This window comes from Mesorhizobium sp. IMUNJ 23033 (assembly GCF_044778005.1).
GTDB lineage: Bacteria > Pseudomonadota > Alphaproteobacteria > Rhizobiales > Rhizobiaceae > Mesorhizobium > Mesorhizobium amorphae_A.
In genome coordinates this window covers 1-22584 of sequence record NZ_JBJACT010000027.1, presented here as the reverse complement: position 1 = coordinate 22584, position 22584 = coordinate 1, and the positions used below count along the sequence as shown (strand labels likewise).

The window sequence follows — 22584 nt, the reverse complement described above, 5'->3', positions numbered from 1 at the left end:
TCGCCACTTCAGTCCTGTTTTGGGCGCCCGAACGCGGCGCGCAATTCGTCCTTTGCCTCCTCCAGCACCTTCCGGCGCTCCTGCGGCAGGTTCTTGCCGGCGCGGTTGATGTAGAAATTCAGCATCGACATGGCGGACTGGAACGGCTCGGCCTTGCGGCGGTCGCTGTGCTCGGCCGACCGCTTGAGCGAAGCCGCGATCTTCTTCGCATCGCCGGATTCGAAGATGTGCTCCTCAAGGTTCATCGCATCGCTGTGCTCGGTCACTTCGGCCGACCATTTTTTTTTCGCGGTCATGACAGGAACTCCTTCCGTGTCGGGAAACGTCAGGCGGTGTGGCGGGTTCCCGCAACCGCTGAAGCCGCATTCCTGGCGTCACGGAATTGCCCGTCGTGGCGCTGCTCGCAGCGGCGAATGCGCCGATAGTGGCGCGGAACCGGTCGATCTCCAGCACCGTGGACAGGAAACGCCTTGACCCCAATCGTCTCCAGCCAGACGAGCAGCCCTGGCATCGACAGCGCCTATGCATGGACCCGGCTCGGCATTTCGATGCTGCTGTCGACGATCGGCGGTGTCGGCATGTGGGCGGTGGTCGTGGTGCTGCCCGCCGTGCAGGCGGAGTTCGGCGTCGACCGTGCCGCCGCGTCGGTGCCCTACACCGCGACCATGGTCGGCTTCGCCGCCGGCAATGTCCTGGTCGGACACGCGATCGACCGCATGGGCTACTGGATCCCCGCGCTGATCGCGGCGATCGCGCTCGGCGCCGGTTTCCTTTTGGCGTCGCTGACCACATCGATCCTTCAGTTCACGCTTGTCCAAGGGCTGCTGATCGGCGTCGGCACGTCGGCGATCTTCGGCCCGCTGATCGCCGACATTTCGCACTGGTTCAGCCGACGCCGCGGCGTCGCGGTGACGGCGGCTGCTTCGGGCAACTACCTCGCCGGCGCGATCTGGCCATTCGTCATGCCGATGCTCATGAAGGAAGAAGGCTGGCGCTTCACCTATGCCGCGATCGGCGTCGTCTGCCTCGCCACCATGGTGCCGCTGGTGCTGATGCTGAGGCGTGGCGCGCCCCGCGAAGCCGCGCCCGGCTCGCCTGGCAGCCGGCCGGTCCGGCCGATCTCGCTGTCGCCGGCGGCGCTGCAGGTGCTGCTGGTCGTCGCCGGTTTCGGCTGCTGCATGGCGATGTCGATGCCGCAGGTGCATATCGTCGCCTATTGCATGGATCTCGGCTACGGCGTGGCGCATGGCGCCGACATGCTGTCGATCATGCTGGCGGCCGGCGTCGTCAGCCGGCTCGCGTCCGGCTTCCTCGCCGATCGCTTCGGTGCGGTGAAGACGCTGCTGATCGGCTCGGTGCTGCAATGCCTGTCGCTACTGTTCTACATCCCCTTTGACGGGCTTGCCTCGCTCTACGTCGTGTCGCTGGTTTTCGGTCTGTCGCAAGGCGGCATCGTGCCTTGCTACGCGATCATCGTGCGCGACTACATGCCGGCGAAGGAGGCCGGCCAGCGCGTTGGCATCGTCATGATGGCGACCATTTTCGGCATGGCGGTCGGCGGCTGGATGTCGGGCTGGATCTATGACCTCACCGGCTCCTATGCCGCCGCTTTCCTCAATGGCATTGCCTGGAACCTGGTGAACCTGGGGGCGATTTTGCTCCTGATATGGAAGGCGCAGCGCAGCGCGGTGGCGATGGCCTGAGGGCTGACGCCGACAGGCTCGATGTCCCAGCCGCCCAGCCGGGCCATTGGCTTGACAATGGGCAAGCGCTGCGCGACGCCAAGCTGACACGGCGTGGCGAGGGAAGCCGGAATGGACATGGCGAGAAGGGTGATGCTGCCGGAAACGAGGCCGTGAGCAAACCACGCTCGCGCCGTGGCGGCGGCCGGCCGACCATCGCCGATGTGGCGCGCAGGGCCGGCGTCGGCGCCATCACCGTATCGCGGGCGCTGCGCGAACCGGGACGCGTCTCGGAAGATCTGCGCCGCCAGATCCAGGCTGCCGTCGACGAACTTGGCTATGTGCCCGACCCGAACGCGCGTGCGCTCGCCTCGGCGCGCGCCGAGGTGTTCGGCGTGCTGGTGCCGTCGCTGACCAACAACGTCTTCGCCGAGGTGGTGCGCGGCATCTACGACAGCCTGTCGGACAGTCCGTTCCGCATCCAGCTCGGCAACACCCACTATTCCGGCCTCGAGGAAGAGCGCCTGTTGCAGGTGTTCGGTCCGCAGCGTCCGGCGGCGCTGATCGTGGCGGGCATCGACCAGACGCCGACTGCGCGCAGATTGCTCGAGACGGCCGGCTGTCCGGTAGTGCAGGTGATGGAGACCGGGCCCGATCCGGTCGACATGCTGGTCGGCTTCTCGCATCTCGACGGCGGCCGGGCCGCAACGGAGCACATGATCGAAGCGGGTTACCGCCGGATCGGCTTCATCGGCGCGCGCATGGACCCGCGCTCGCAGCGGCGCCTGGCCGGCTATCGCACGGCGATGGAGACAGCCGGCCTGTTCGATCCTCGGCTGGTGACAACCACGCCGGTGCCCTCCAGCGTACCGCTCGGCCGCGAGCTGTTTCGCGATGCGCTGGCAAAGGTGCCGACGCTCGAGGGGGTTTTCTGCAACAATGACGACATCGCTCTCGGTGTGCTGTTCGAGTGCCACCGTGCCGCCATCGCGGTGCCGAAGACCATCGGCATCACCGGCTTCAACGATCTCGACATGATGCAGTCGGCATTTCCGTCGATCACCAGCATCCGCACGCCCCGCTACGAAATCGGCCGACGCGCGGTTGCGATGGCGCTGGCGGCGATCTCGGGGAAGAGGCCGGAACAACGGATCGTCGACCTCGGTTTCGAGCTCAGGCGCCGCGAGAGCACAGCGCGTTGAAACACGCAGAAGCGACTGTGCGAATGCCGGTTTACACAATTTCTTGGTAGCGCTACCATCCCCTTCGCACGGGATCTCGAAGCAAGGTCAAAGACTGTTTATTATATATAAGCGACAGCTTAAGCTTGTTTATTATGTATAATATGATAGTTTTTGCTTTCGCCTGAGCGGCGACGGAGGAGGGGATCGGGTCGGCATGCGGCCACCCGGAAGGCGCGGTTGGCAAGGCGGGAGGTGCCTTGGCCAAGTCAGGCGCGAGACGTCACGACACATACCAACAAGAACTGCAACTGGGAGGAATATCGATGATCAAGTCACTCGTTGGTGGCATCGTTGCCGCCACTGCATTCGTCATGTTGAGTTCGTCGGCGATGGCCGAACCTGAAATCGTCAAGGGCCCGGCCGCCGAGCCGGACTGCTTCGCGCCCTGGGCGGCCGACACGCAGTTCTTCAAGTTCCCCAAGAAGGAGGGCCCCTACCGCATCGCGCTGGCCAACGGCTATATCGCCAACACCTGGCGCATCCAGATGATCCAGACGGCAAAGGCCTATGCCGCACAAAAGGACGTCGCGGCGAAATTGAAGGAATTCAAGGTCGTATCGACCGGTGAGGACGTGCCGGCGCAGATCTCCGCGATCAACAACTTCATCGATTCCGGTTTTGATGCGATCGTCGTCAACGCGCAGAACCCGACCGCTTTCGGGCCGGTCATCAAGCGCGCCAAGGAAGCCGGCGTCGTGCTGGTCGCCTTCGACAACATCCTCGACACCAAGGACGCCATCAACGTCAATGTCGATCAGAAGGGCCTTGGCGAGTTGTGGGCCAACTGGCTGGTCAAGCATGTGCCGAACGGCGGCAAGGTGCTCGAAGTGCGCGGCGTTGCCGGCACGTCAGTCGACACTGACCGCCACAATGGCATCCATGAGGTCTTTGCCGCTTCGGGCAAGAAATGGGAAGTCACCGAAGTTGCCGGCAAATGGGATGATCCGACAGCACAGAAGGTCACGGCTGACGCCATCGCCACCAACGGTCCGTTCGTCGGCATCACCGGCCAGGGTGGCGATACCGGCATCGTGCAGGCGATGATCGACGCCAAGCATCCGTTCGTGCCGTTCGGCGGGGAAACCGAGAACGGCTTCCGAAAGTTCTGCGCGAAGCATGCCGCCGACGGGCTGAAATGCTCATCGGCCGGCACCGGTCCAGCCCAGGTGGCGGTCGCGATCAAGACGGCGATCGCCGCGCTCGAGGGTGAGGTCGTGCCGCAGTCGGTGAAGCTGCCTTTGGCCATCGTCGAGGATCCGAACTTCAAGGAAGGCCAGGACTACTTCCCCGACCAGTCCGACAATTTCTTCGTCGGCAATTCCTTCCCGACCTGCGGTATCAATTTCACCGCGCAGGAAATCATGGGTCAGACCAAGGCGGACCAATAGGCTGCACACCCGGCGCCGCGGAATCTCCCGCGGCGCCGATCGCTTGCCATCTCAATCGTAAAGCTGCCTCGGAGGACCGATGGACGGTGCGGTTCCGCTCTTTCGCATGGAAGGCATTTCCAAGCGCTATGGCGGCGTGCGGGCGCTGGAAAAGGCCGAACTTTCGGTCACACCAGGCAGCATCCACGCCATCCTCGGCGAGAACGGTGCCGGAAAATCGACGCTGATCAAGGTCATGGCCGGTGTCGTCGCTCCTGATGAGGGCCGCATGATTCTGGACGGAAGCGAGGTGAGTTTCGCCTCGCCGGCGGCGGCCAACAAGGCCGGCATCGTCTGCATCTTCCAGGAACTGTCGCTGGTTCCCGAGCTCAGCGTCGCCGACAACATCGTCATCTCCGATCCGCCGACGCGTTTCGGCATGATCGATCGCAAGGCGCAGCGGCGCATCGCGGAAGAAGCCCTTGCCCGCGCCGGTGCCGCCGACATCCATCCGCTGGCGCTGGTCAAGGATCTTCCGCTCTCAAGACGGCAGATGGTCGAGATCGCCAAGGCCCTGGCCAGGAAGCCGCGCATCCTGATCCTCGACGAGGCGACTTCGGCGCTCGCGGGGGCTGACGTTGCCAAGATCTTCGCTGTGCTGAAGCGGCTGCGGAAGGAGGGGCTGGCGCTGCTCTACATCTCGCACCGGATGAACGAGATCGCTGAGCTTGCCGACCAGTGCACCGTGTTCCGCAACGGCCGCAACGTCGCAAGCTATGCGGCCGGCTCGAAGAGCGACAACGAAGTTGTCGAATTGATGATCGGCCGCGAATACAGCCATATCTTTCCGCCGAAGCCGGTGCGCGCCTCGTCCGATGCCGCTTCGGTTCTGGAGGCGCGAAACCTGTCCTGGGCCGACCGGTTGGACAATGTCTCGCTGACGGTCGGGGCAGGCGAGGTCGTCGGCCTCGGTGGTCTCGACGGCCAAGGCCAGCGTGAGCTGCTGCTTGCCTTCTTCGGCGTGCTGCGCCGCCTTTCCGGACAGATATTGATCGATGGCAAGGCGGTGACGATTGCCAGCCCGGCCGCGGCGCGTGACGACCGGATCGGCATGGCGCTGATCCCGGAGGATCGCAAGACCGAAGGCCTGATGCTGCCTATGACGGTGCGCGAAAACCTCTCCTTCGCCGCACTCGACCGGCTGTCCAAAGCGGGCGTCATCGACCGTGCCGCCGAGCAGCGGCTGATCGACGACATGGTCGGCCTCTTGGCGATCAAGACGGCAGGCCTCGACATTCCGGTCGGCGCGCTGTCTGGCGGCAACCAGCAGAAGGTCGTCATCGCCAAATGGCTGATGCGGCAGCCGCGCATCATCCTGCTCAACGATCCGACGCGCGGCATCGATGTCGGCACCAAGCAGGAGCTCTATCAACTGATGCGCAAGCTTGCCGACGCGGGGGCGGCGATCCTGTTCTATTCAACCGACTATGACGAGCTGATCGGCTGCTGCGACCGGGTGCTGGTGCTCTATGACGGGGCGGTCAAGCGTGAGCTGGTCGGCGCCGAGATCACCGAGCGGGCGCTGATATCAAGTGCGCTCAACATCCACGGCGAGAACGCCGGCCCAAGACAGGGAGCGGACGCGTGAAAGATTGGCGCTACTGGCTTGCCGAACAGCGCGGAACGCTGCTGGCGTTCGGCATCTTCATCGCCATGTTCGTCATCTACACGACGAACCATCCGGCGGGCTTCACCGCCAATGTCGTCCAGACGGCCTCGAACAAGGGCGTGCTGCTGGCCTTCGTCGCCATGGCGCAGACGCTGGTGGTGATCACCGCCGGCATCGACCTTTCGGTCGGCATGATCTTTACCCTGACCAACTGCCTGGCCTCCTGGCTGGTCATCGGCGCCGGCATCGAGACCGCTTTCGGGGTTGTCGCCGTACTCGGCACCGGACTGCTGTGCGGGGCGATCAATGGCGCCATCGTCATCTATGGGCGCCTGCAACCGATCGTCGCCACCATCGCCACGGGTGCCGTCTATTTCGGCATCGCGCTGCTGCTCAGGCCATTTCCTGGCGGTTCGGTCAACGAGGATCTGGCCGACGCGCTGACCGGGCGCCTGTTCGGTGTCGTGCCGGCGAGCCTGGTGGCGCTGCTCGCCGTGGTGCTGATCGTCTGGGTGCCGTTCAGCCGCTCGGTGCTAGGCCGCGCGGCTTATGCCGCGGGTTCGTCGGAAACGGCCGCCTACATGTCCGGGGTGCCGATCCGCCGTGGAAAATTCGCCGCCTACGCGCTCGCTGGGTTGTTAGCCGCGATCGGCGGACTGTTCTTGACCTTCTTCACCTATACGGGCGATGCCGCCTATGCCAGCGGCAACGCCTACACGCTGTTTTCGATCGCCGCCGTGGTGCTCGGCGGGGTCTCGCTGTTCGGCGGCAAGGGCAGCGCCATCGGCGCGATCTTCGGCGCGCTCGCCTTCCGCACCATCGGCGACCTCTTGTTCGTCTTCGATTTCGATCCGCTCTGGCAGCCGCTGTTCCAGGGCGTCATCCTTTTGATCGCCGTCAGCCTTGGCGCCTTCGCCCTTTTCAGAGTCCGCAACCGGCTGGAGTGGTTCCTGTGAGCGAGACGACGATGGGCGGCATTGCAAACCGTATGCCCAAATTCATCCGCCGCGCTGACCCGGCGGTACTCACGGCCTTTGCCTGCATCGTGCTTTTGCTGTTTCTCGGCAGCCTCTATTCGCGCAGCTTCCTGTCGCCTGAATATTTGCTGCAGCAACTCAAGGTGGCTTCGTTCCTCGGCGTCATCGCCACCGGCATGATGCTGGTCATCCTGCTCGGCCAGATCGACCTGTCGGTGCCGTGGTCGGTGGCGGTCGGCGCCATGATGGCCAGTGCGGTGGCTGCCTTCGGGCCGGTCGGCGCGGCGCTCGCCATCCCCTTCGGCGTCCTTTGCGGTGTCCTGATTGGCATCGTCAACGGCATCGGTGTCGCTTACCTGCGCATTCCCTCGATGATCATCACTTTAGCCACCAACGCCGTCGCGCAAGGCCTGATGGTGGTCTACACGGGCGGGTTCTCACCGCAGGATTCAGCAACCGCCGCAATGCGCTATCTGGCGACCGGCTTTACCATTCCGGGCGTGCCCAACGCTGTCATCATCTGGGCGCTTATCGGTGCGGCGACAGTCTTCGTGCTGACCCGTACCAGCTTTGGCCGCAGCGTCTACGGCATCGGCAACCGCGAGCGCGCTGCTTATCTGTCTGGCGTCGATACCAGGCGCGTGGTGATGATCGCCTTCGCCGTCTCCGGCGGGCTCTCGGCTTTCGGCGGCGTGCTGCTGGCCGGCTATGCTTCCAAGGCGGCGCAATCGATGGGCGATGCCTATCTGCTGCCTTCGATCGCCGCTGTGGTGCTCGGCGGCACCTCGATCCTCGGCGGGCGCGGTTCCTATCTCGGCACCGTCGCCGGCGTGATCCTGATTACGCTTCTGCAATCCATTCTTTCGGTCTTGCAGATGCCGGAGGCGGGGCGGCAGATCATCTACGGCGTCGTCATCGTCGCCATGCTGCTGCTCTACGGCCGCGCGCCGGCAAGCCGCTGAGCCGTGGACGAGAAGGCAGCACAGCCGGCACCAGCGCGGGCAGACGAGGCCCGGCCGTCGTTAGTCATCGTGGTGATGGGGGTCGCCGGTTGCGGCAAGTCGGCCGTGGGCGAGGCGCTGGCCGAGGCCCTGGGGGCAGGGTTCGTCGAAGGCGACAGACTGCATCCACCCGAAAATGTCGCGCGCATGGCGAGCGGCGAACCGCTTACCGATGCGCTGCGCGCAGGCTGGCTCGACGCCATCGGCCAGCGCATTGCTGCCTCTGTCGCCGGCGGACAAAGCGTGGTTGCGGCCTGCTCGGCGCTGAAGCGTAGCTATCGCGATCGGCTGCGCGGTTTCTGCGGCGATATCGTTTTCGTCTATCTGGAGATCGGCCGCGAAACCGCCAGGCAGCGCGTCGGCCACCGCAAGGGGCATTTCATGCCGGCAAGCCTGGTCGACAGCCAGTTCGCCATACTGGAAGCGCCGGCGCCGGATGAGCACGCCCTGACCCTCGACGGCACCGGCTCCATCTCCGACATCGTCACCGGGACCGTCGGCCTGCTGGGTGGCAAGACCTTATGAGGTCCCCGTCTCGCTTTCCGTCACGTCGTCCGAGCGCTCGGTGAGCCTCGCGGCGGCGGACCATGCCATCATCTGCTCGGGATGCAGCTTCAGCGCTTCGAGGACGCGGTCGCGCTTGAGCAGGATGTAGCGCGCCTGCAGTTCCAGGTTCTTTGCCGCCATGTCCTTCGTCGCGGGCGCGGCCGATGCCGGCTGTTCCCCCGCCACGAGTTCGGGACTGATGACCGCCCGGTATTCGCGGAAGGGGACGATCTCGAAGGTCGACATCGCAAACAGCGCCGTGCCGCCTCTGGCGGCGAAATTCGCCGGCGCCGAGGCCAGATGGGCCCAGCCGCTTTCGCCGATGGCGGCCTCGGTGAATGTCGTGCCGGCGTGGATGGTGTTGGTCATCAGGATGATGCCGTTTTCCCGGAGGATCCTTTGCATGCGCACGGTCACCTGATAGGCGTCGCCGCGCTCAAACACGACCCGGCTCTTCAGGAAGCGGTTCTCCACCACGACCAGCGGCCGGTTCAGAAAGCGCAGGCCGAAAATCGTGTCCGAGAAGCCGTGGAAGTCGACGCTGACCTGGTGGGCTTCGACGCCGGCTTCGTGCAACGCGCGCTTGCCGATGATGGTCTGGGCGGTGAACTGATCGCACCAGATGATGGCGCCGCGGCCGCGCTTCAGCGCAGCAACCAGGCCGTCAAGCCCTTCCAGCCGGATCGCCAGCGACCAGCCCCAGCCGGTCAGGTGCGCGGCAAGCAGCAGTTGCCGGCGATGGGTGGCGGCAAGCAGGCCCCGGAATAGCGCCTCCGCGTCGATGCCGCTGCCAAGCACCGCGCGGACCGCGGCTGCGTAGCGCGAAAAGTCCTTGCGGAGATGCCGCTTCATCCGGAGCTTCGAAGTCCAGCCGCAGATTGATGTCCACCAGGCAACCGGCAGCACTGCGGCGACACCGAGATAGAAGCCCAGCAGCAAGCTCTCGCGCAAATCCCGGTTCGAGAAGCGGTGCAGCTTGCCGGGCCTGACCAGCTTGCGGCTGAAGAACCGCACCGGCTCGCCGCGCTCCGGGACGAGCACGTCGGCGATGATTTCAGTGTGGTAGCTGGCGGCGGATGGTGCGCGGTTGGCCCTGCGGGATTTTCCGAACCACGGCAGCTTCATCCGATTGGAACCTGTTCCTGGGTTGCGTCCGAAAGCCTCTACTGTGTCCACCGCGGCGGCGCAATCGGGCGGCGGTGGGAGCGTCAGGAGCCGAACAGGTGCAAAGGCGGAACTTCGGTTCCGGGCAGGTCAGATCTGTGAGGTCAGTTCGACGGGGAAATCGTCATTGTCGGCGTCGCGCATGGCGGCGAGGCTGCGGTTGTCGAGCACCTCGGCGATTGCCTGGCGCACCTCCAGCATCATGTGCCGGACCTGGCAGGTCGCCTCGTCGCAGTCCTCGCAGCGCTGATATTGAGTGCGGCTGGCGCAAGGGATCGGCGCCAGCGGTCCGTCGAGGACGCGCACGACATGGCCGATCTTGATTTCGGAGGCCGGCCGGGCGAGGCGATAGCCGCCTTCCTTACCCTTGCGGCTCTGGACGAAGCCGGCATTGCGCAGTTCGCCCAGAATGGCGTCGAGGAATTTCTTCGGGATGTTGTTGGCGACGGCGATGTCGTTGACGAAGGCCAGCTGGCCAACCGGCAGGCCGGAAAGATGCACGAGGGCCTTGAGGCCGTATTTGCCCTTTTTTGTCAGCATGCCCTGATCAACCCATGAAGCCCCAACCACCCGGATCTGGCGGTTGTTTGTGTGCAAATCATGACGTTCTGGCCGCGCAAGGCCGTTTCGCGAAACAATCCGCCCGGCGGCAGGTTAGGCACAAACGCGAGATTCTTTGTAACGTTCTTCACAGATGACGCCGAGATTTCGTCGGAGACGGATTGCCGGCGCATGAAACGAAGACAGCCGGCAAAGCCGGCCGTCTTGCCCAGTCCATGAGGCTACGGTCTAGAGCGGTTCAGAAACGCTGACCCGCTCTAACTCTTTGGTTTTCCGCAATTCCGAACGGAAAACCGCTACGCACTTTTCCTGGAATTGCTCTAGCGGGCGCCGTAGACCTGGTCGAGCAGGCCGCCGGCGGCAAAGTGCTCGGCCTGCACCTTGGCCCAGCCGCCGAAGACATCGTCCACCGTCAGCAGGCGGACATCGGGGAATTCGGCCTTGTATTTGGCGGCGACCGCCGCGTCGCGGGCTCGCAGGCCGTTGCGGGCGGCGATGTCCTGTCCTTCGGGCGTATAGAGGAAGTCGAGATAGGACTTGGCGAGATCGCGCGTGCCGTGCTCGTCGGCGACCTTGTCGACGATGGCCACCGGGAACTCCGCCAGCAGGCTGACCGAAGGCGTGACCTGCTCGAATTTGTCGTCGCCATATTCCTTGCGGATGCCGCGCGTTTCAGACTCGAAGGTGATCAGCACGTCGCCGATCTCGCGCTGCACGAAGGTGGTGGTGGCGGCGCGGCCGCCGGTGTCGAAGATCGGCACGTTGCTGAACAGCTTGGTGACGAACTCCTTCACCTTGGCGTCGTCGCCCTTGAAAGCCTCCTTGGCGTAGGCGGTGGCGGCGAGATAGGTGTAGCGCGCATTGCCCGACGTCTTCGGATTGGGGAAGATCACCTGGACGTCGTCGCGCACGAGATCGTTCCAGTCCTTGATGTGCTTGGGGTTGCCGGCGCGCACGAGGAAGGACGGCAGCGAATAGAAGGGCGAGGCGTTGTCGGGGAAATCTTTCTGCCAGTCGGCGGAGACGAGATCCTTCTTGACCAGGAAATCGACATCGATGACCTGGTTGAAAGTGATCACATCAGCCTCCAGCCCTTCGGCGATGGCGCGCGCCTGGGCGGAGGTGCCGGCATGCGACTGGTCGATGCTCACGCCCGGATGCCCGGCGATGAAGGCCTTGTTGACTTCGACGAACAGTTCGCGGCCGACGTCGTAGGAGGCATTCAGCAGTCTGTCGGCCGACCAGGCCTGGGAGGATGTGAGAACGAGGGCGGCAAGCGCTGCGGCGCCAAGCAAAAATCGCTTCATGAAAACAGGCTCCTTGAGAATATCGCGAGGGCGCAAACATAGCCTGACAGGGTCCGGCGAGACGAGAGACGCGATCGAGGCTATGACGCCGCTGCCGGAAAAAATACCGCTGAAACAGCCGCTTGATAGGATTTTCTTTCAAGCAGAGTCAAACCGCCCATGCCGCCACAACTGGCGGCTTTAGGCTTACATCAGGAAATTTCCAAGCTGGCCTAAGCAGCCGGAAAGAGCTTCCAGCGCCTGGGACGGAATGCGACGCGGCTCTTCTGCGCCGCCGGATGATCGACGGGCAGTTCGATCTCGACCCGCTGGCGCTCGCCGCCGATTTCCAGTTCCACCCGCCTGGTGCCGGCGACGCGGCGGCTGGCGGCGACGGTGCCGGCAATGCAACCGCTGCAGCCGTCGAGCAGTTCGACATCGTGCGGACGGAAGTACAGCATCGCTTCGCCGGAATCCGCATGCGGCGCCGACAGCCCGATCGGACGGTCGGCGAGCCAGATATCGCCATTGTCGACCTTGACGGGAAGCGAGCTGGATTCGCCGATAAAGCCATAAACGAAGGGCGAGTTCGGCGTGTCGTAGATCTCGTCGGCGGTGCCGACCTGCTCGATGCGGCCCTGGCTCATCACCACCACACGGTCGGCAAGCTCCAGCGCCTCTTCCTGGTCGTGGGTGACGAACACCGTGGTGTGGCCGGTGGCGTCATGGATATCGCGCAGCCAGCGGCGCAGTTCCCGGCGCACCTGGGCATCGAGCGCGCCGAACGGCTCGTCGAGCAACAGGACCTTGGGTTCGATCGCCATGGCGCGGGCGAGAGCCACGCGCTGGCGCTGGCCGCCTGAAAGCTGCGCCGGATAGCGCTTTTCCAGCCCCGACAACTGGACGAGGTCGAGAAGTTCTGACGCGCGGCGGCGGATCTCCTGTGTCGGCGGGCGCGACGGCCCGTGCCGGACTTTCAGGCCGAAGCCGATATTGTCGGCGACCGTCATATGCCGGAACAGCGCATAGTGCTGGAAGACGAAGCCGACATTGCGCTCCTGGATCGACTTTTGCGAAGCGTCCTCGTCGCCGAAGAAGATCGCCCCCTTGGTCGGCCGCTCCAGCCCGGCAATCAGCCGGAGCAGGGTGGTCTTGCCGGAACCGGACGGCCCGAGCAACGCGATCAGTTCGCCGGACTTGATGTCGAGCGATACGTCGTGGAGGGCCGGAAAACGGTCAAACTCCTTGCGTACGTTGGCAACGCGAACTTCCATCAACCGTCCCTTTTCAGTGTCCGCGCGTCGCGGCGATCTCGGCGCCGTAGCGCATCTCGAGAAGTGTTTTCAAGACCAGCGTGACCAGCGCAAGGCCGGCAAGCAGCGAAGCGACGGCAAAGGCGCCGACGGCATTGTACTCGTTGTAGAGGATTTCGACATGCAGCGGCATGGTGTTGGTCAGGCCGCGTATATGTCCAGACACCACCGACACCGCGCCGAACTCACCCATGGCGCGGGCATTGCACAGCAGCACGCCGTAGAGCAATCCCCATTTGACGTTGGGCAGCGTCACGTACCAGAAGGTCTGCCAGCCATTGGCGCCAAGCGAAAGTGCTGCCTCCTCGTCGCCATTGCCCTGTTCCTGCATCAGTGGGATCAACTCGCGCGCGACGAAGGGGAAGGTGACGAAGACGGTGGCGAGCACGATGCCGGGCACGGCAAACAGAATGACGATGCCATGTGCCTTCAACCAGGCGCCGAGCAACCCTTGAGCGCCGAACAGCAGCACATAGACCAGGCCGGAAATGACCGGCGAGACCGAGAAGGGCAGGTCGATGAGCGTGGTCAGGAAGGCCTTGCCCTTGAACTCGAACTTGGCGATCGCCCAGGCGGCCGAGATGCCGAAGACGATGTTGAGCGGCACCGAGATCGCCGCCACCAGCAGCGTCAGGCGGATCGCCGAGCGCGTGTCGGGGCTGGCCAGCGCCTCGGTGTAGGCGCCGACGCCCTTTGCCAGGGCTTCGTTGAAGACGACGATCAGCGGCAGGACCAGGAAGACGCCGAGGAAGGCGAAGGCCACTGCCATCAGCACCGCCCGCACGGGCCGGCTTTCGGTCACCGCCGCCGACTGGCTTTCGTGAAGCGGCTCGTAGGATTTGATCTCGGGGTCAGCCATAGCGTTTGCGGCTCCACGACTGCACCAGATTGACGACGAGCAGCATCAGGAACGACAGCGCCAGCATGATCGCGGCGATCGCGGTCGCCGCCGGGTAGTTGTACTCCTCCAGCCGGATGACGATCAAAAGCGGTGCGATCTCCGACTTGAACGGCAGATTGCCGGCGATGAAGATGACGGAGCCGTATTCGCCGACGCCACGCGCGAAGGCCAGCGAGAAGCCGGTGACGATCGCCGGCGCCAAGCCGGGAAACAGGATGCGGGTGATGATCTGGAAGCGGCTGGCGCCGAGCGTGGCGGCTGCCTCCTCCACCTCCTTGTCGATCTCCTCCATGATCGGCTGCACCGTGCGCACGACGAAGGGCAGGCCGATGAAGACCAGCGCAATAACAATGCCGAGCGGCGTGTAGGCGACCTTGATGCCGAGCGGCATCAGCAATTTGCCGATCCAGCCATTGGGCGCGTAGAGCGTGGTGAGCGCGATGCCAGCCACGGCGGTGGGCAGCGCGAAGGGCAGGTCGACCATGGCATCGACGATGCGGCGGCCGGGAAAGCGGTAGCGCACCAGCACCCAGGCGACGAGCGTGCCGAAGACGACGTTGACGGCGGCGGCGGCGAAGGCGGTGCCGAAACTGATTTCGAGCGCGTTGATGGTGCGGCGGTCGGCAACGATCGCCCAGAAATCGGTCCAGCCAAGTGCTGCCGAGCGCCAGACCAGCCCCGAGAGGGGGATGAGGATGATGAGCGTGAGGTAGGCAAGCGAGAAGCCGAGCGTCAATCCGAAACCCGGAATGACACTCGGCTGTCTGAACCGCCACCCCGCCTGAGCGGGTGCTGTGGTCATGGAAGTCTGGTTCGTCCCTTCTTATTCAGACCAGATTGCCGTCAGTGATATCGCGGCCTTGCGACCGCCGCGCCTCACTGGGCCGGCTTGTAGATCTGGTCGAATATACCACCGTCGCCGAAATGGTAAGGCTGTGCCTTCTTCCAACCGCCAAAAAGCGGATCGTCGATGGTGACGAGCTTGATCGCGGGCAGTTTGGCGAGGTCTTCCGCCGGCACCAGATCGGGCTTTGCCGGACGGTAATGGTTCTTGGCGATCAGCGTTTGACCTTCCTTGGAGTAGAGCCAGCCCAGATAGGCCTCAGCGACCTTGCGCGTGCCCTTGGCGTCGACATTGGCGTCCACCACCGCGACCGGCGGCTCGGCCAGGATTGAGGTCGGCGGATAGACGATGTCGAAATTGTCGGCGCCGAATTCGTCAAGCGCCAGATAGGCTTCGTTCTCCCAGGCAATCAGCACGTCGCCGAGGCCTTTTTGCGCAAAGGTCACGGTCGAGCCGCGCGCGCCGGTGTCGAGCACCGGGACATTGGAGTAGAGCTTGCCGACGAATTCCTTGGTCTTGGCCTCGTCGCCGCCATCATTGGCATTGGCATAGGCCCAGGCTGCGAGGTAGTTCCAGCGTGCGCCGCCTGAGGTTTTCGGGTTCGGCGTAATCACCTGGACGCCTTCCTTGACCAGGTCGTTCCAGTCATGGATGCCCTTCGGGTTGCCCTTGCGGACCAGGAATATGATGGTCGACGTATAGGGGGCGGAATTGTTCTCGAATTTCGTGCGCCAGTCCGGATTGATCTTCTGCGATTTCGAGACGATGGCGTTGATGTCGCCTTCGAGCGCCAGCGTCACCACGTCGGCATCGAGGCCGTCGATCACGGCGCGGGCCTGGGCGCCCGATCCGCCATGCGACTGCTGGATGGTCACGGTCTCGCCGGTCTCGGCCTTCCAATGGGCGGCGAACGCCTCGTCATAGGCCTTGTAGAGCTCGCGTGTCGGGTCATAGGACACGTTGAGAAGGGTTGTGTCGGCAAACGCGAAACCGAGCGTGCCGAACTGGACAGATGTGGCGACCAGTGCGCCGAGCAGTTTCCTGAAATGAGGGTTGGTCATTTCCGCCTCCGTTGATGATGGCCGAACTCTACCGAATTGATAGAAATTAGATGCATTCAACGTTGCCTTTTTTGCCCTCTTGAAGCAATTTTTCGCTGGGCATCGACCTCCCGAGGAAACATTTTCCTCATATTAGCCTGTGTCGATTCCGCGTCGGTTCGACGCTATTTAGAAACGGGTCGCGCCTAAGGCAAGGCCAGCCGGCCGGAGGTTCACCTTCGCGGCGACCAGCTATTCTGCCCTGACGGGGAAGTCGAAACGCTGTTTGGGAAACGGTTCGTCTGCCAGCGTGAAGTGCCACCATTCGCGGCCATAGTTCTTGAAGCCGCCAGCACGCATGGCCTCGACCAGCCTTTTGCGGTTTGCCGCAGCGTCGCCGGCAAGCGGGCGGTGGGTGGTTTCGCTCGTCGGATCGAAGCAGTCGAAGCCGGTCCCGAAATCGAGCGTGTCGGCATCGGGCGCGCCGCAGGCGGGCTTCAGCGCGCTCTCGCGATCGGCATGGGCGATGGCGACGTCGACGGTCGAGCCACGCGAATGGGTGGACAGTTCGCCGATGTAGCCCTTGGCTATGAGGTCGTTCCGCTTGACCGCCGGATACCATTGCGGGTCGGGCGGTCCGCCCTTTCTTGTCCATTCACTCATATCGGTGACGGCGCGCGCCGGCCGGTAACAGTCGAAGACGACCAGCGTCAGGCCCTCGGCGGCAAGCGCGTTCTGCACGCTGGATAGAGCCGCCGCCGCCCGCCGGGTAAGGATGCAGACCGGGGCGTCATAGCCATTGGCCTTGCGATGCAGGAAATTTTCGAGGCCGGCATAGCGGATGTCCTGGCGGATCGAGGGATCGACATCGGCAAGGCGGACGAAGTCGGCCGGGAGGGGATCGGCGGAGGCGGGAAGGGTGCAGGCGAGGGGCAGCAGGGCGCAAAGCCCAATGCGCTGAATCGTTTGGCGCATTCTATTCAACGAGCACTTTCACTCGACGAACACCTTCACGCTGGCCGCGCGTCCGGCGGCGTCGATCACGGTGAGCGTCGAATAGCCGGCGCCGTCTGGTAGCCAGGTCGCTGTGCGGCGGCGGTCGATGCCGGTCAGTGGCTTGCCGTTGGCCAGCCAGCGGAACGGCGCACGGCCGCCTTGCAGTTTCAGCACCAGCGGCGAGGCATCGGCCGAGTTCGCGCCGAGATCGACGCGGGCGCCGTCGGGTGGAAAGATGATCGTCGGCGCGGGTTCGGTGGGTGCTGCCTGCGCCAGCCCCTCGGTGACGGCGCCGAAGCGCGCCAAGGTCACCGGCAGGTCCTCGCGCCTGGGGCTGAACACACCGGTCGGCCGCCCCGGCAGCGGCACGGTGGCGAGCCCGGAGCGGACGAAGCCATCGAACAGGATCGGCGCCGCCGAGACATAGCCGGAGAGGCCCGGCACGGCGCCGGCATCGGCGCGGCCGACCCAGACACCCAGCACGTAGCGGCCGTCAAAGCCGACCGACCAGGCATCGCGGTAGCCATAGGAGGTGCCGGTCTTGTAGGCGATGCCGCGCTGGGAGGCGCCTTCGGGCGGTTTTACACCCGACAATATGTCGGTGATCTGCCAATTCGCCTGGTCATCGAGGATGGTGGCGGTGGAGCGTTCGGCATTTGCCGGCTCGGTGCCGTCATGCAGCGTGTGCGCCTTGCCGCCATTAGCGAGCCCCGTATAGAGCTGGACAAGGTCGCGCAGCGTCACGCCGACGCCGCCGAGGCCGATCGCCAGGCCCGGCGCCTCGTTGACCGGCAGCACCGGGCTGACGCCGGCCTGGCGGAAGCGCGCCGTCAGCCGCGCCGGGCCGACCGCGTCGAGCACGCGGATCGCCGGCACATTGAGCGACAGCTGCAGCGCCTGGCGGATGCTGACGTCGCCCTGGTAGCCCATGTCGAAATTCTTCGGCCTATAACCGGAGAAGTCGGCCGGGCTATCCTCGATGATGGTTTCCTGCGCCACCAGCCCCTGCTCGAAGGCGAGGCCGTAGATGAAAGGCTTCAGCGTCGAACCCGGCGAGCGGACGATCCTGGTCATGTCGATCCAGCCGGACCGGCTGGCATCGAAGAAATCGGCCGAACCGACCTCGCCGAGGATGTCGCCGGTGCGGGAGTCGGCCATCACCATGGCCACCGACAGACGCGGACCGAGCTTGGCGGCCGCCTCCTTGGCCACCTGCTCCAGTCCTTGCTGGACGCTTTTGCGGATCGTCAGCTGCAGCGGCTTGCCGGGCACGGCCTTGGGCAACATGGCATAGGCGGCATGGGCAGCGAGCGCCGGCAATTTGCGGCGCAGGCCCGAAACATCGTCGAGCGCGGCGCGGGCGGCCTCGCGTTCGCCGAGCAGGCCTGATGAAACCATGCGGGTCAGCACGCGGTCGCGGGCGGCGTGCGCAATGCCGAGGTTGCGGTCGGGCCGGCGCCTTTCCGGCAATTGGGGCAGAGCAACGAGCAGGGCGGCTTCCGAGACGGTGAGCCGCTTTGGCTCCTTGCCGAAATAGGCGAGCGAGGCGGCGCGCACGCCTTCCAGATTGCCGCCATAGGGCGCCAGCGTCAGGTAGCGCTCCAGGATCTCGCGCTTGGAGAGCCGCCGCTCGATCTGCATGGCGCGCAGCATCTGCTTGATCTTGGAGCCGAGGCTGCGGCTGTCGCGCGGCTCGATCAGCCGGGCAAGCTGCATCGACAGCGTCGAGCCGCCGGAGACGATATGGCCATTGGTCACGAACTGCCCGGCGGCGCGGGCCAGCGCCAGCACGTCGACGCCGTCATGGTCCCAGAAGCGCTTGTCCTCATAGGCAACCAGCATGTCGACGAACTGCTTGTCGACCTGGTCGAGGCGGGTCTCGAGCCGCCAGTAGCCGTCGGGCGTGGCGAAGGCGCGCAGCAACTGGCCGTCGCGGTCCTGCACTTCGGTCGAGACCGTGAGTTTTTCGGCCAGCGGCGGCGGAAAGGCGCGGTCGAGATGCCAGAGGGCGATTGCGGAAACAGCGAGGAGGCCGGCGAGCGAGGTCGCCGCGATAGCCGATCGGCGCAGGATTTTCCTGGAGGGCATGGCGCCGCCCCTCATCCGCCTGCAGGCACCTTCTCCCCGTATAGTGACGGGGAGAAGGGAGCTGTTGCTGCGTTCGGCACCTTTTCCGCAGCGTTCGAGATTGGCGAAAGCTTTGGCGCAGGCTTCTTTCTCCCCGTCTCTATACGGGGAGAAATGCCCAGCAGGGCAATGAGGGGCTGCGCCATCGCGATGTTCCTGTTCGCCATCTTAGCCTTACGGCGCCTTGACCTCCATCATGCCGGTGGCGGTGCGGGCCGAATATTGCGGGCGGTACATGTCCTCCACCGTCGCTGCCGGATGGGCGTAGGTGCCGGGCGTCACCGCGCGCACGACATAGGCCAGTGCGATGCTGCGGTCGCCGTCACTGTCATTCGGGTTGAACGCCGCAACGAAACGGTCGTCGCGGAATTCGAGATGGGCGGCATCGGTCTGCGCCAGCCAGGAGAAGTTCGACAATTGTGCGCTGGAGACCAGACCGGGATTGTCGATCTCGAAGCCGGCCGGCAACAGATCGGTGATCAAGAGGCGCGACGGCCACTTGTTCTGCTCGTAAACCTTGAGCACGACCACATAGCGTTCGTTCTGCTGGACCTCGGTGACGTTGGCTTCGGTGCCGTCGAGCTTGTAGTAGGTGCGCTCGATGGTGAAGCCGTCGCCGCCGGCCGGCAGCGGCTCGACCGGCGAGGCCACCGTGGTGACGACGGCCTGCAGCGGCGTCTTGCCGGTGTTGGCGATGGTGAGCGGGCTGTCGGCTATGTCGCTGCCGCTGAGCTGGTCGGAATAGCCGCCGGCGTGCGGCGCGCCATTGATCGAGAGCGTGATCGAGTCGTTGCCCTCCTTCAACGCCCGCGCCGCCAGCAGCATCCAGGACTCGTCCTGCGTGCTCGTCCAGCGGGCGTCGGCGCGCTTCCTCGCCACCAGCCTGGTCAGTGCCGGCACGATGGTCGGCACCGGCTTCGATTCCGCGGCAAGCGCCAGCATCGCCGCGCCGTCACGCAACGGCGAACCGTAGTCCGAGCGGTAGTAGTCGTAGTCGGTGGCCGACTGGGCCAGCCGGAACGCCGCCTGGAACGTGGCTTCCGAGCGCTGCGTATCGCCATAGAGCGCCAGGCTCGCCGCCAACTGGGCGACGGCCATCGGGCTGGTGAAGGCCTCGAGCTGCGTGTCGGCGTAGTAACGCAGGTCGCCGACCGAAGCCTTCTTGTTGCGGGCAAGGACATAGAGCGCGTAGGCGATCTCGCTGCCGCGACCCTGGACGTCCTGGTCGTAGCCGAGCGAGTTCTGCAGATTGTTCAGCGCCTGGCTCATCGCCAGTGCAGGCACGTCGTATTTCTGCTCGCGCGCCCGGGTCAGGAAGTCGCTGACATAGGCGTCCAGCCAGAGATCGCCGGAGCCCGGCCCCCACAGGCCGAAGCTGCCGGCCGAGGCCTGGTAGCTCAGCACCTTGTAGATGGCCTCCTGGACGCGGTTATGCAGGTCCGGGTCGCTGGCCATGCCGACGCCGGATGCCAGCTCGTTGACGTAAAGCAGCGGCAGGGCGCGGCTGGTCGTCTGCTCGGCGCAGCCGTAGGGGTAGCGGTCGAGCGTCATCAGCAGCGACGGCACGTCGAAGGCTGCCGCCTGCGAAACACCGACGCTGACGGAAGCGCCGTCGAGCAGGCTTGCCGCCAGCAGTTCCTTGTCGACGCGCAGCGCCCCGACATTGGGCTTGAGGTCGACCACCAGGCGGGTGGTGACCGGCAGTTGCGGTGGCCGCACCGGGACGTAGAGCGTCTGCTCAACCTTGGTGCCGTCGGCATGGGCGAGCTTGATGGTCAGTGAAGCATTGCCGGCGGTCTTGGCGATCAGCGGCACGGTCAGCGTCTGGCGCTTGCCCTGGGCGAGCGTCAGCATCTGGGGCAACGGTTTGTCGCCGGTCGACAGATCGCCTGTCGTGTCGATCGACAGGGCATAGTCGCCGGCCGGACCGTCGGTGTCGGCAATGTCGAGCCGCATGACGGCGGTATCGCCGGGCGCCAGGAAGCGCGGCAGGCCGGCGGTGATCACGATCGGATCACGCACGATGACGTCGGACTGGGCATGGCCGACCGCTTCCTTGGTCCAGGCGACGGCCATGACGCGCACGGTGCCGTTGAACTGCGGAATGTCGAAGTCGACCCTGGCCTTGCCGTCGGCATCGAGCTGGACCACGCCGGAGAAGAAGGCGACCAGCTTTTCGGTCGGCGGTCTGCCTTGCGCCTGCAGGTTGGAGCCGTCGCCGCCGGTGCGCAACTTGCCGGTAGTGCCGAGCGAACCGTCAATCAGGCGGCCATAGAGGTCGCGGATCTCAAGCCCGAGCATGCGCTGGCCGAAGAACCAGTTCTCCGGGTCCGGCGCCTTGTAGTTGGTGAGGTTGAGGATGCCGACATCGACGGCGGCGACCATGACATAGGCATTGCTGCCGGGTTGCACACCGGCGACGGAGACCGGGATCGACAGCTGCTGGCGCGGCATCGTCTTGTCGGGCGGCGTCAGGGTGACCGCGAGCTTCTTCGAGCCCGGATCGACGTTCAGCCATTTGACGCCGATAGCGCGCGCCGGCAGGCGCGTTTCCTGCGCATCGCCCGGCCTGAACAGCGTCGCGGTGATGTAGGCGCCGGCGCCCCAGTCGTCGCCGACCGGGATGTCGACGGTGCTGCCGCCGACCGGCACCGTGGCGGTGACGGTCTTCAGCAGTTTGTCGGCGCCGATGGTAACCAGCAGTTCGCCGGCAAAGTGCGGTGAGATATTGAGCCTGGCCACTTCGCCTGCTGCATAAGTGTCCTTGTCGAGAGCGATCTCGAGGCCGTCGGGTGTTTCGGTGGTGGTGGAGGAGACATACCAGCCGCCATCGAACTCATAGCTGGTCGCCGGTCCCTCGGGATCGGCAGTTTCGACCTGCAGCCGGTAGCGGCCCCAGTCGACCGGCAGCGACACGGTCGCTTCGCCATCGGCGCTGAGGTCGACCTGGCCGTTGGCCACCGACTTGGTGAAGGTCACCGGCTCATAGTTCCAGGAATTGTTGGAGCGGTACCATTGGTAATTGCGCTCGACCTTGACCAGCGACCACAACGCGTCCTTCAGCGCTTCGCGCTTGCCGTCGGGATCGACGGCGATCAGGCTGAATTTGGCCGTACCGCCTTGCGGCACCTCGTCATTGTCGAAATCCGGCCGGATGCCGATCATGTGGCCTTGCGGGCGGATGCCGATCTCGAGCGAGCGCTCGACGGCGCGGCCGCCGGTTTCGCGCATCCTGACCGTGACCTTGGCATCGACCAGCTTGGTGGTCGAGGGCAATTGGTCGACGGAGACCGGGAAGATCGCCTTGCCGCCTTCGCCGACCACGGGCAGGCCGGTGAGCGGGGTCACCGAGGGTTCGGCCGACTGCTCGTCGGCGAGACCGAAGGAATAGCCCTTGAAGCGGTCCCAGTCGCGGGCGGTCGACAGCGTCAACTCGCCTTCGAGCGCCAGGCCCGCTGCCGGCGCACCATAGAGGAAGCGGCCGTCGACGGTCACGTTGGCGGTCTCACCCTGCGCAATCTCCTTCTTGTCGGCGGAGAGGTCGAACTCGATGCGATCCGGCACGAAATCCTCGACCAGGAACATCTGGCTGGCGACCGCCGCCTGCTTGGGATCGGTGTAGATAGACACGGTCCAGGTGCCGCGCATGGCGTTGGGTTCGAGCGGCAGGTCGACGGCATGGCCGCCGGCCGATGCGCCGTCGCTGACGATACGGCGGTTCTCGACGCCATCGGGGCGCGTGAAGATGAAGGTCAGCGGCAGGTTCTCGACCGCCTTGGCGGCGCCGTCGCGGGCGAGCGCCGCGACATGGACATCCTCGCCGGCGCGGTAGATGCCGCGCTCGGTCCAGGCATAGAGGTCGAGCG

18 protein-coding genes are annotated in these 22584 nt (G+C 64.9%); 7 read left to right on the top strand and 11 right to left on the bottom strand.

Translation table 11 applies throughout. The features are described from left to right. Positions 1-8: 8 nt before the first annotated feature. Positions 9-296, bottom strand: a complete 288-nt coding sequence (locus ACFX5Q_RS25110; RefSeq protein ID WP_404282387.1) for a DUF3175 domain-containing protein — start codon at positions 294-296, stop codon at positions 9-11. A gap of 174 nt (positions 297-470) precedes the next feature. On the opposite strand from ACFX5Q_RS25110, the gene ACFX5Q_RS25105 reads away from it, so the two are divergent. The 7 genes from ACFX5Q_RS25105 to ACFX5Q_RS25075 all read left to right on the top strand — a co-directional run bounded on the left by ACFX5Q_RS25105 (position 471) and on the right by ACFX5Q_RS25075 (position 8465). Further along, positions 471-1703, top strand: coding sequence for an MFS transporter (locus ACFX5Q_RS25105; protein ID WP_404282385.1), 1233 nt, complete (start codon positions 471-473; stop codon positions 1701-1703). A 152-nt stretch (positions 1704-1855) separates the two neighbouring features. Beyond that, positions 1856-2884, top strand: coding sequence for a LacI family DNA-binding transcriptional regulator (locus ACFX5Q_RS25100; RefSeq protein ID WP_404282383.1), 1029 nt, complete (start codon positions 1856-1858; stop codon positions 2882-2884). Between the two features lie 305 nt (positions 2885-3189). Beyond that, entirely contained in the window at positions 3190-4314 is a 1125-nt protein-coding gene (locus ACFX5Q_RS25095) for a sugar ABC transporter substrate-binding protein (protein WP_404282381.1), read from the top strand. 79 nt (positions 4315-4393) lie between these two features. Beyond that, positions 4394-5941 carry a sugar ABC transporter ATP-binding protein gene (locus ACFX5Q_RS25090; protein WP_404282379.1) on the top strand — a complete coding sequence of 516 codons (1548 nt, stop codon included), beginning with the start codon at positions 4394-4396 and terminating at the stop codon, positions 5939-5941. Continuing rightward, a complete protein-coding gene (locus tag ACFX5Q_RS25085; RefSeq protein WP_404282377.1) occupies positions 5938-6918 on the top strand; it encodes an ABC transporter permease in 981 nt (326 codons plus the stop codon). Before ACFX5Q_RS25090 ends, ACFX5Q_RS25085 begins: the two co-directional genes overlap by 4 nt. Continuing rightward, entirely contained in the window at positions 6915-7901 is a 987-nt protein-coding gene (locus ACFX5Q_RS25080; RefSeq protein ID WP_404282375.1) for an ABC transporter permease, read from the top strand. The genes ACFX5Q_RS25085 and ACFX5Q_RS25080 overlap by 4 nt, the downstream gene beginning before the upstream one ends. Positions 7902-7904: 3 nt before the next feature. Further along, complete coding sequence (locus ACFX5Q_RS25075; RefSeq protein ID WP_404282373.1) at positions 7905-8465, top strand: gluconokinase; 561 nt, start codon at positions 7905-7907, stop codon at positions 8463-8465. Here ACFX5Q_RS25075 and ACFX5Q_RS25070 read toward each other — a convergent pair. The 10 genes from ACFX5Q_RS25070 to ACFX5Q_RS25025 all read right to left on the bottom strand — a co-directional run. Further along, positions 8460-9611, bottom strand: a complete 1152-nt coding sequence (locus ACFX5Q_RS25070; RefSeq protein WP_404282371.1) for a hypothetical protein — start codon at positions 9609-9611, stop codon at positions 8460-8462. The two genes, ACFX5Q_RS25075 and ACFX5Q_RS25070, sit on opposite strands and share 6 nt — an antisense overlap. 129 nt (positions 9612-9740) lie before the next feature. Further along, positions 9741-10190: an Rrf2 family transcriptional regulator gene (locus tag ACFX5Q_RS25065; RefSeq protein WP_006202816.1), complete on the bottom strand. Its 450-nt coding sequence runs from the start codon at positions 10188-10190 to the stop codon at positions 9741-9743. 341 nt (positions 10191-10531) lie between these two features. Continuing rightward, positions 10532-11518 carry a sulfate ABC transporter substrate-binding protein gene (locus ACFX5Q_RS25060; protein ID WP_404282368.1) on the bottom strand — a complete coding sequence of 329 codons (987 nt, stop codon included), beginning with the start codon at positions 11516-11518 and terminating at the stop codon, positions 10532-10534. A gap of 212 nt (positions 11519-11730) precedes the next feature. Next, positions 11731-12771 (bottom strand): sulfate/molybdate ABC transporter ATP-binding protein, encoded by a 1041-nt coding sequence (locus ACFX5Q_RS25055; protein ID WP_404282367.1) that lies wholly within the window; start codon positions 12769-12771, stop codon positions 11731-11733. Between the two features lie 13 nt (positions 12772-12784). Next, on the bottom strand, positions 12785-13669 hold the full coding sequence (gene cysW, locus ACFX5Q_RS25050; RefSeq protein ID WP_404282365.1) for a sulfate ABC transporter permease subunit CysW: 885 nt from the start codon (positions 13667-13669) through the stop codon (positions 12785-12787). Then, positions 13662-14513: a sulfate ABC transporter permease subunit CysT gene (gene cysT, locus ACFX5Q_RS25045; protein ID WP_404282363.1), complete on the bottom strand. Its 852-nt coding sequence runs from the start codon at positions 14511-14513 to the stop codon at positions 13662-13664. Before cysT ends, cysW begins: the two co-directional genes overlap by 8 nt. A gap of 74 nt (positions 14514-14587) precedes the next feature. After that, positions 14588-15616, bottom strand: coding sequence for a sulfate ABC transporter substrate-binding protein (locus ACFX5Q_RS25040; RefSeq protein ID WP_192180775.1), 1029 nt, complete (start codon positions 15614-15616; stop codon positions 14588-14590). A gap of 231 nt (positions 15617-15847) precedes the next feature. After that, entirely contained in the window at positions 15848-16570 is a 723-nt protein-coding gene (locus ACFX5Q_RS25035; RefSeq protein ID WP_404282361.1) for a M15 family metallopeptidase, read from the bottom strand. Between the two features lie 18 nt (positions 16571-16588). Beyond that, entirely contained in the window at positions 16589-18679 is a 2091-nt protein-coding gene (gene pbpC / locus ACFX5Q_RS25030; protein WP_404282360.1) for a penicillin-binding protein 1C, read from the bottom strand. A 213-nt stretch (positions 18680-18892) separates the two neighbouring features. Next, a partial coding sequence (locus ACFX5Q_RS25025) for an alpha-2-macroglobulin family protein (protein WP_404282358.1) occupies positions 18893-22584 on the bottom strand: 3692 nt, incomplete at its 5' end.

What these genes read in the sequence shown, in the direction of transcription:
- ACFX5Q_RS25110 (WP_404282387.1), bottom strand. Translation starts at nt 296, where the DNA reads ATGACCGCGAAAAAAAAATGGTCGGCCGAAGTGACCGAGCACAGCGAT.
- ACFX5Q_RS25095 (WP_404282381.1), top strand. Translation starts at nt 3,190, where the DNA reads ATGATCAAGTCACTCGTTGGTGGCATCGTTGCCGCCACTGCATTCGTC.
- ACFX5Q_RS25090 (WP_404282379.1), top strand. Translation starts at nt 4,394, where the DNA reads ATGGACGGTGCGGTTCCGCTCTTTCGCATGGAAGGCATTTCCAAGCGC.
- ACFX5Q_RS25070 (WP_404282371.1), bottom strand. Translation starts at nt 9,611, where the DNA reads ATGAAGCTGCCGTGGTTCGGAAAATCCCGCAGGGCCAACCGCGCACCA.
- ACFX5Q_RS25065 (WP_006202816.1), bottom strand. Translation starts at nt 10,190, where the DNA reads ATGCTGACAAAAAAGGGCAAATACGGCCTCAAGGCCCTCGTGCATCTT.
- ACFX5Q_RS25060 (WP_404282368.1), bottom strand. Translation starts at nt 11,518, where the DNA reads ATGAAGCGATTTTTGCTTGGCGCCGCAGCGCTTGCCGCCCTCGTTCTC.
- ACFX5Q_RS25055 (WP_404282367.1), bottom strand. Translation starts at nt 12,771, where the DNA reads ATGGAAGTTCGCGTTGCCAACGTACGCAAGGAGTTTGACCGTTTTCCG.
- cysW (WP_404282365.1), bottom strand. Translation starts at nt 13,669, where the DNA reads ATGGCTGACCCCGAGATCAAATCCTACGAGCCGCTTCACGAAAGCCAG.
- cysT (WP_404282363.1), bottom strand. Translation starts at nt 14,513, where the DNA reads ATGACCACAGCACCCGCTCAGGCGGGGTGGCGGTTCAGACAGCCGAGT.
- ACFX5Q_RS25040 (WP_192180775.1), bottom strand. Translation starts at nt 15,616, where the DNA reads ATGACCAACCCTCATTTCAGGAAACTGCTCGGCGCACTGGTCGCCACA.
- ACFX5Q_RS25035 (WP_404282361.1), bottom strand. Translation starts at nt 16,570, where the DNA reads ATGCGCCAAACGATTCAGCGCATTGGGCTTTGCGCCCTGCTGCCCCTC.
- pbpC (WP_404282360.1), bottom strand. Translation starts at nt 18,679, where the DNA reads ATGCCCTCCAGGAAAATCCTGCGCCGATCGGCTATCGCGGCGACCTCG.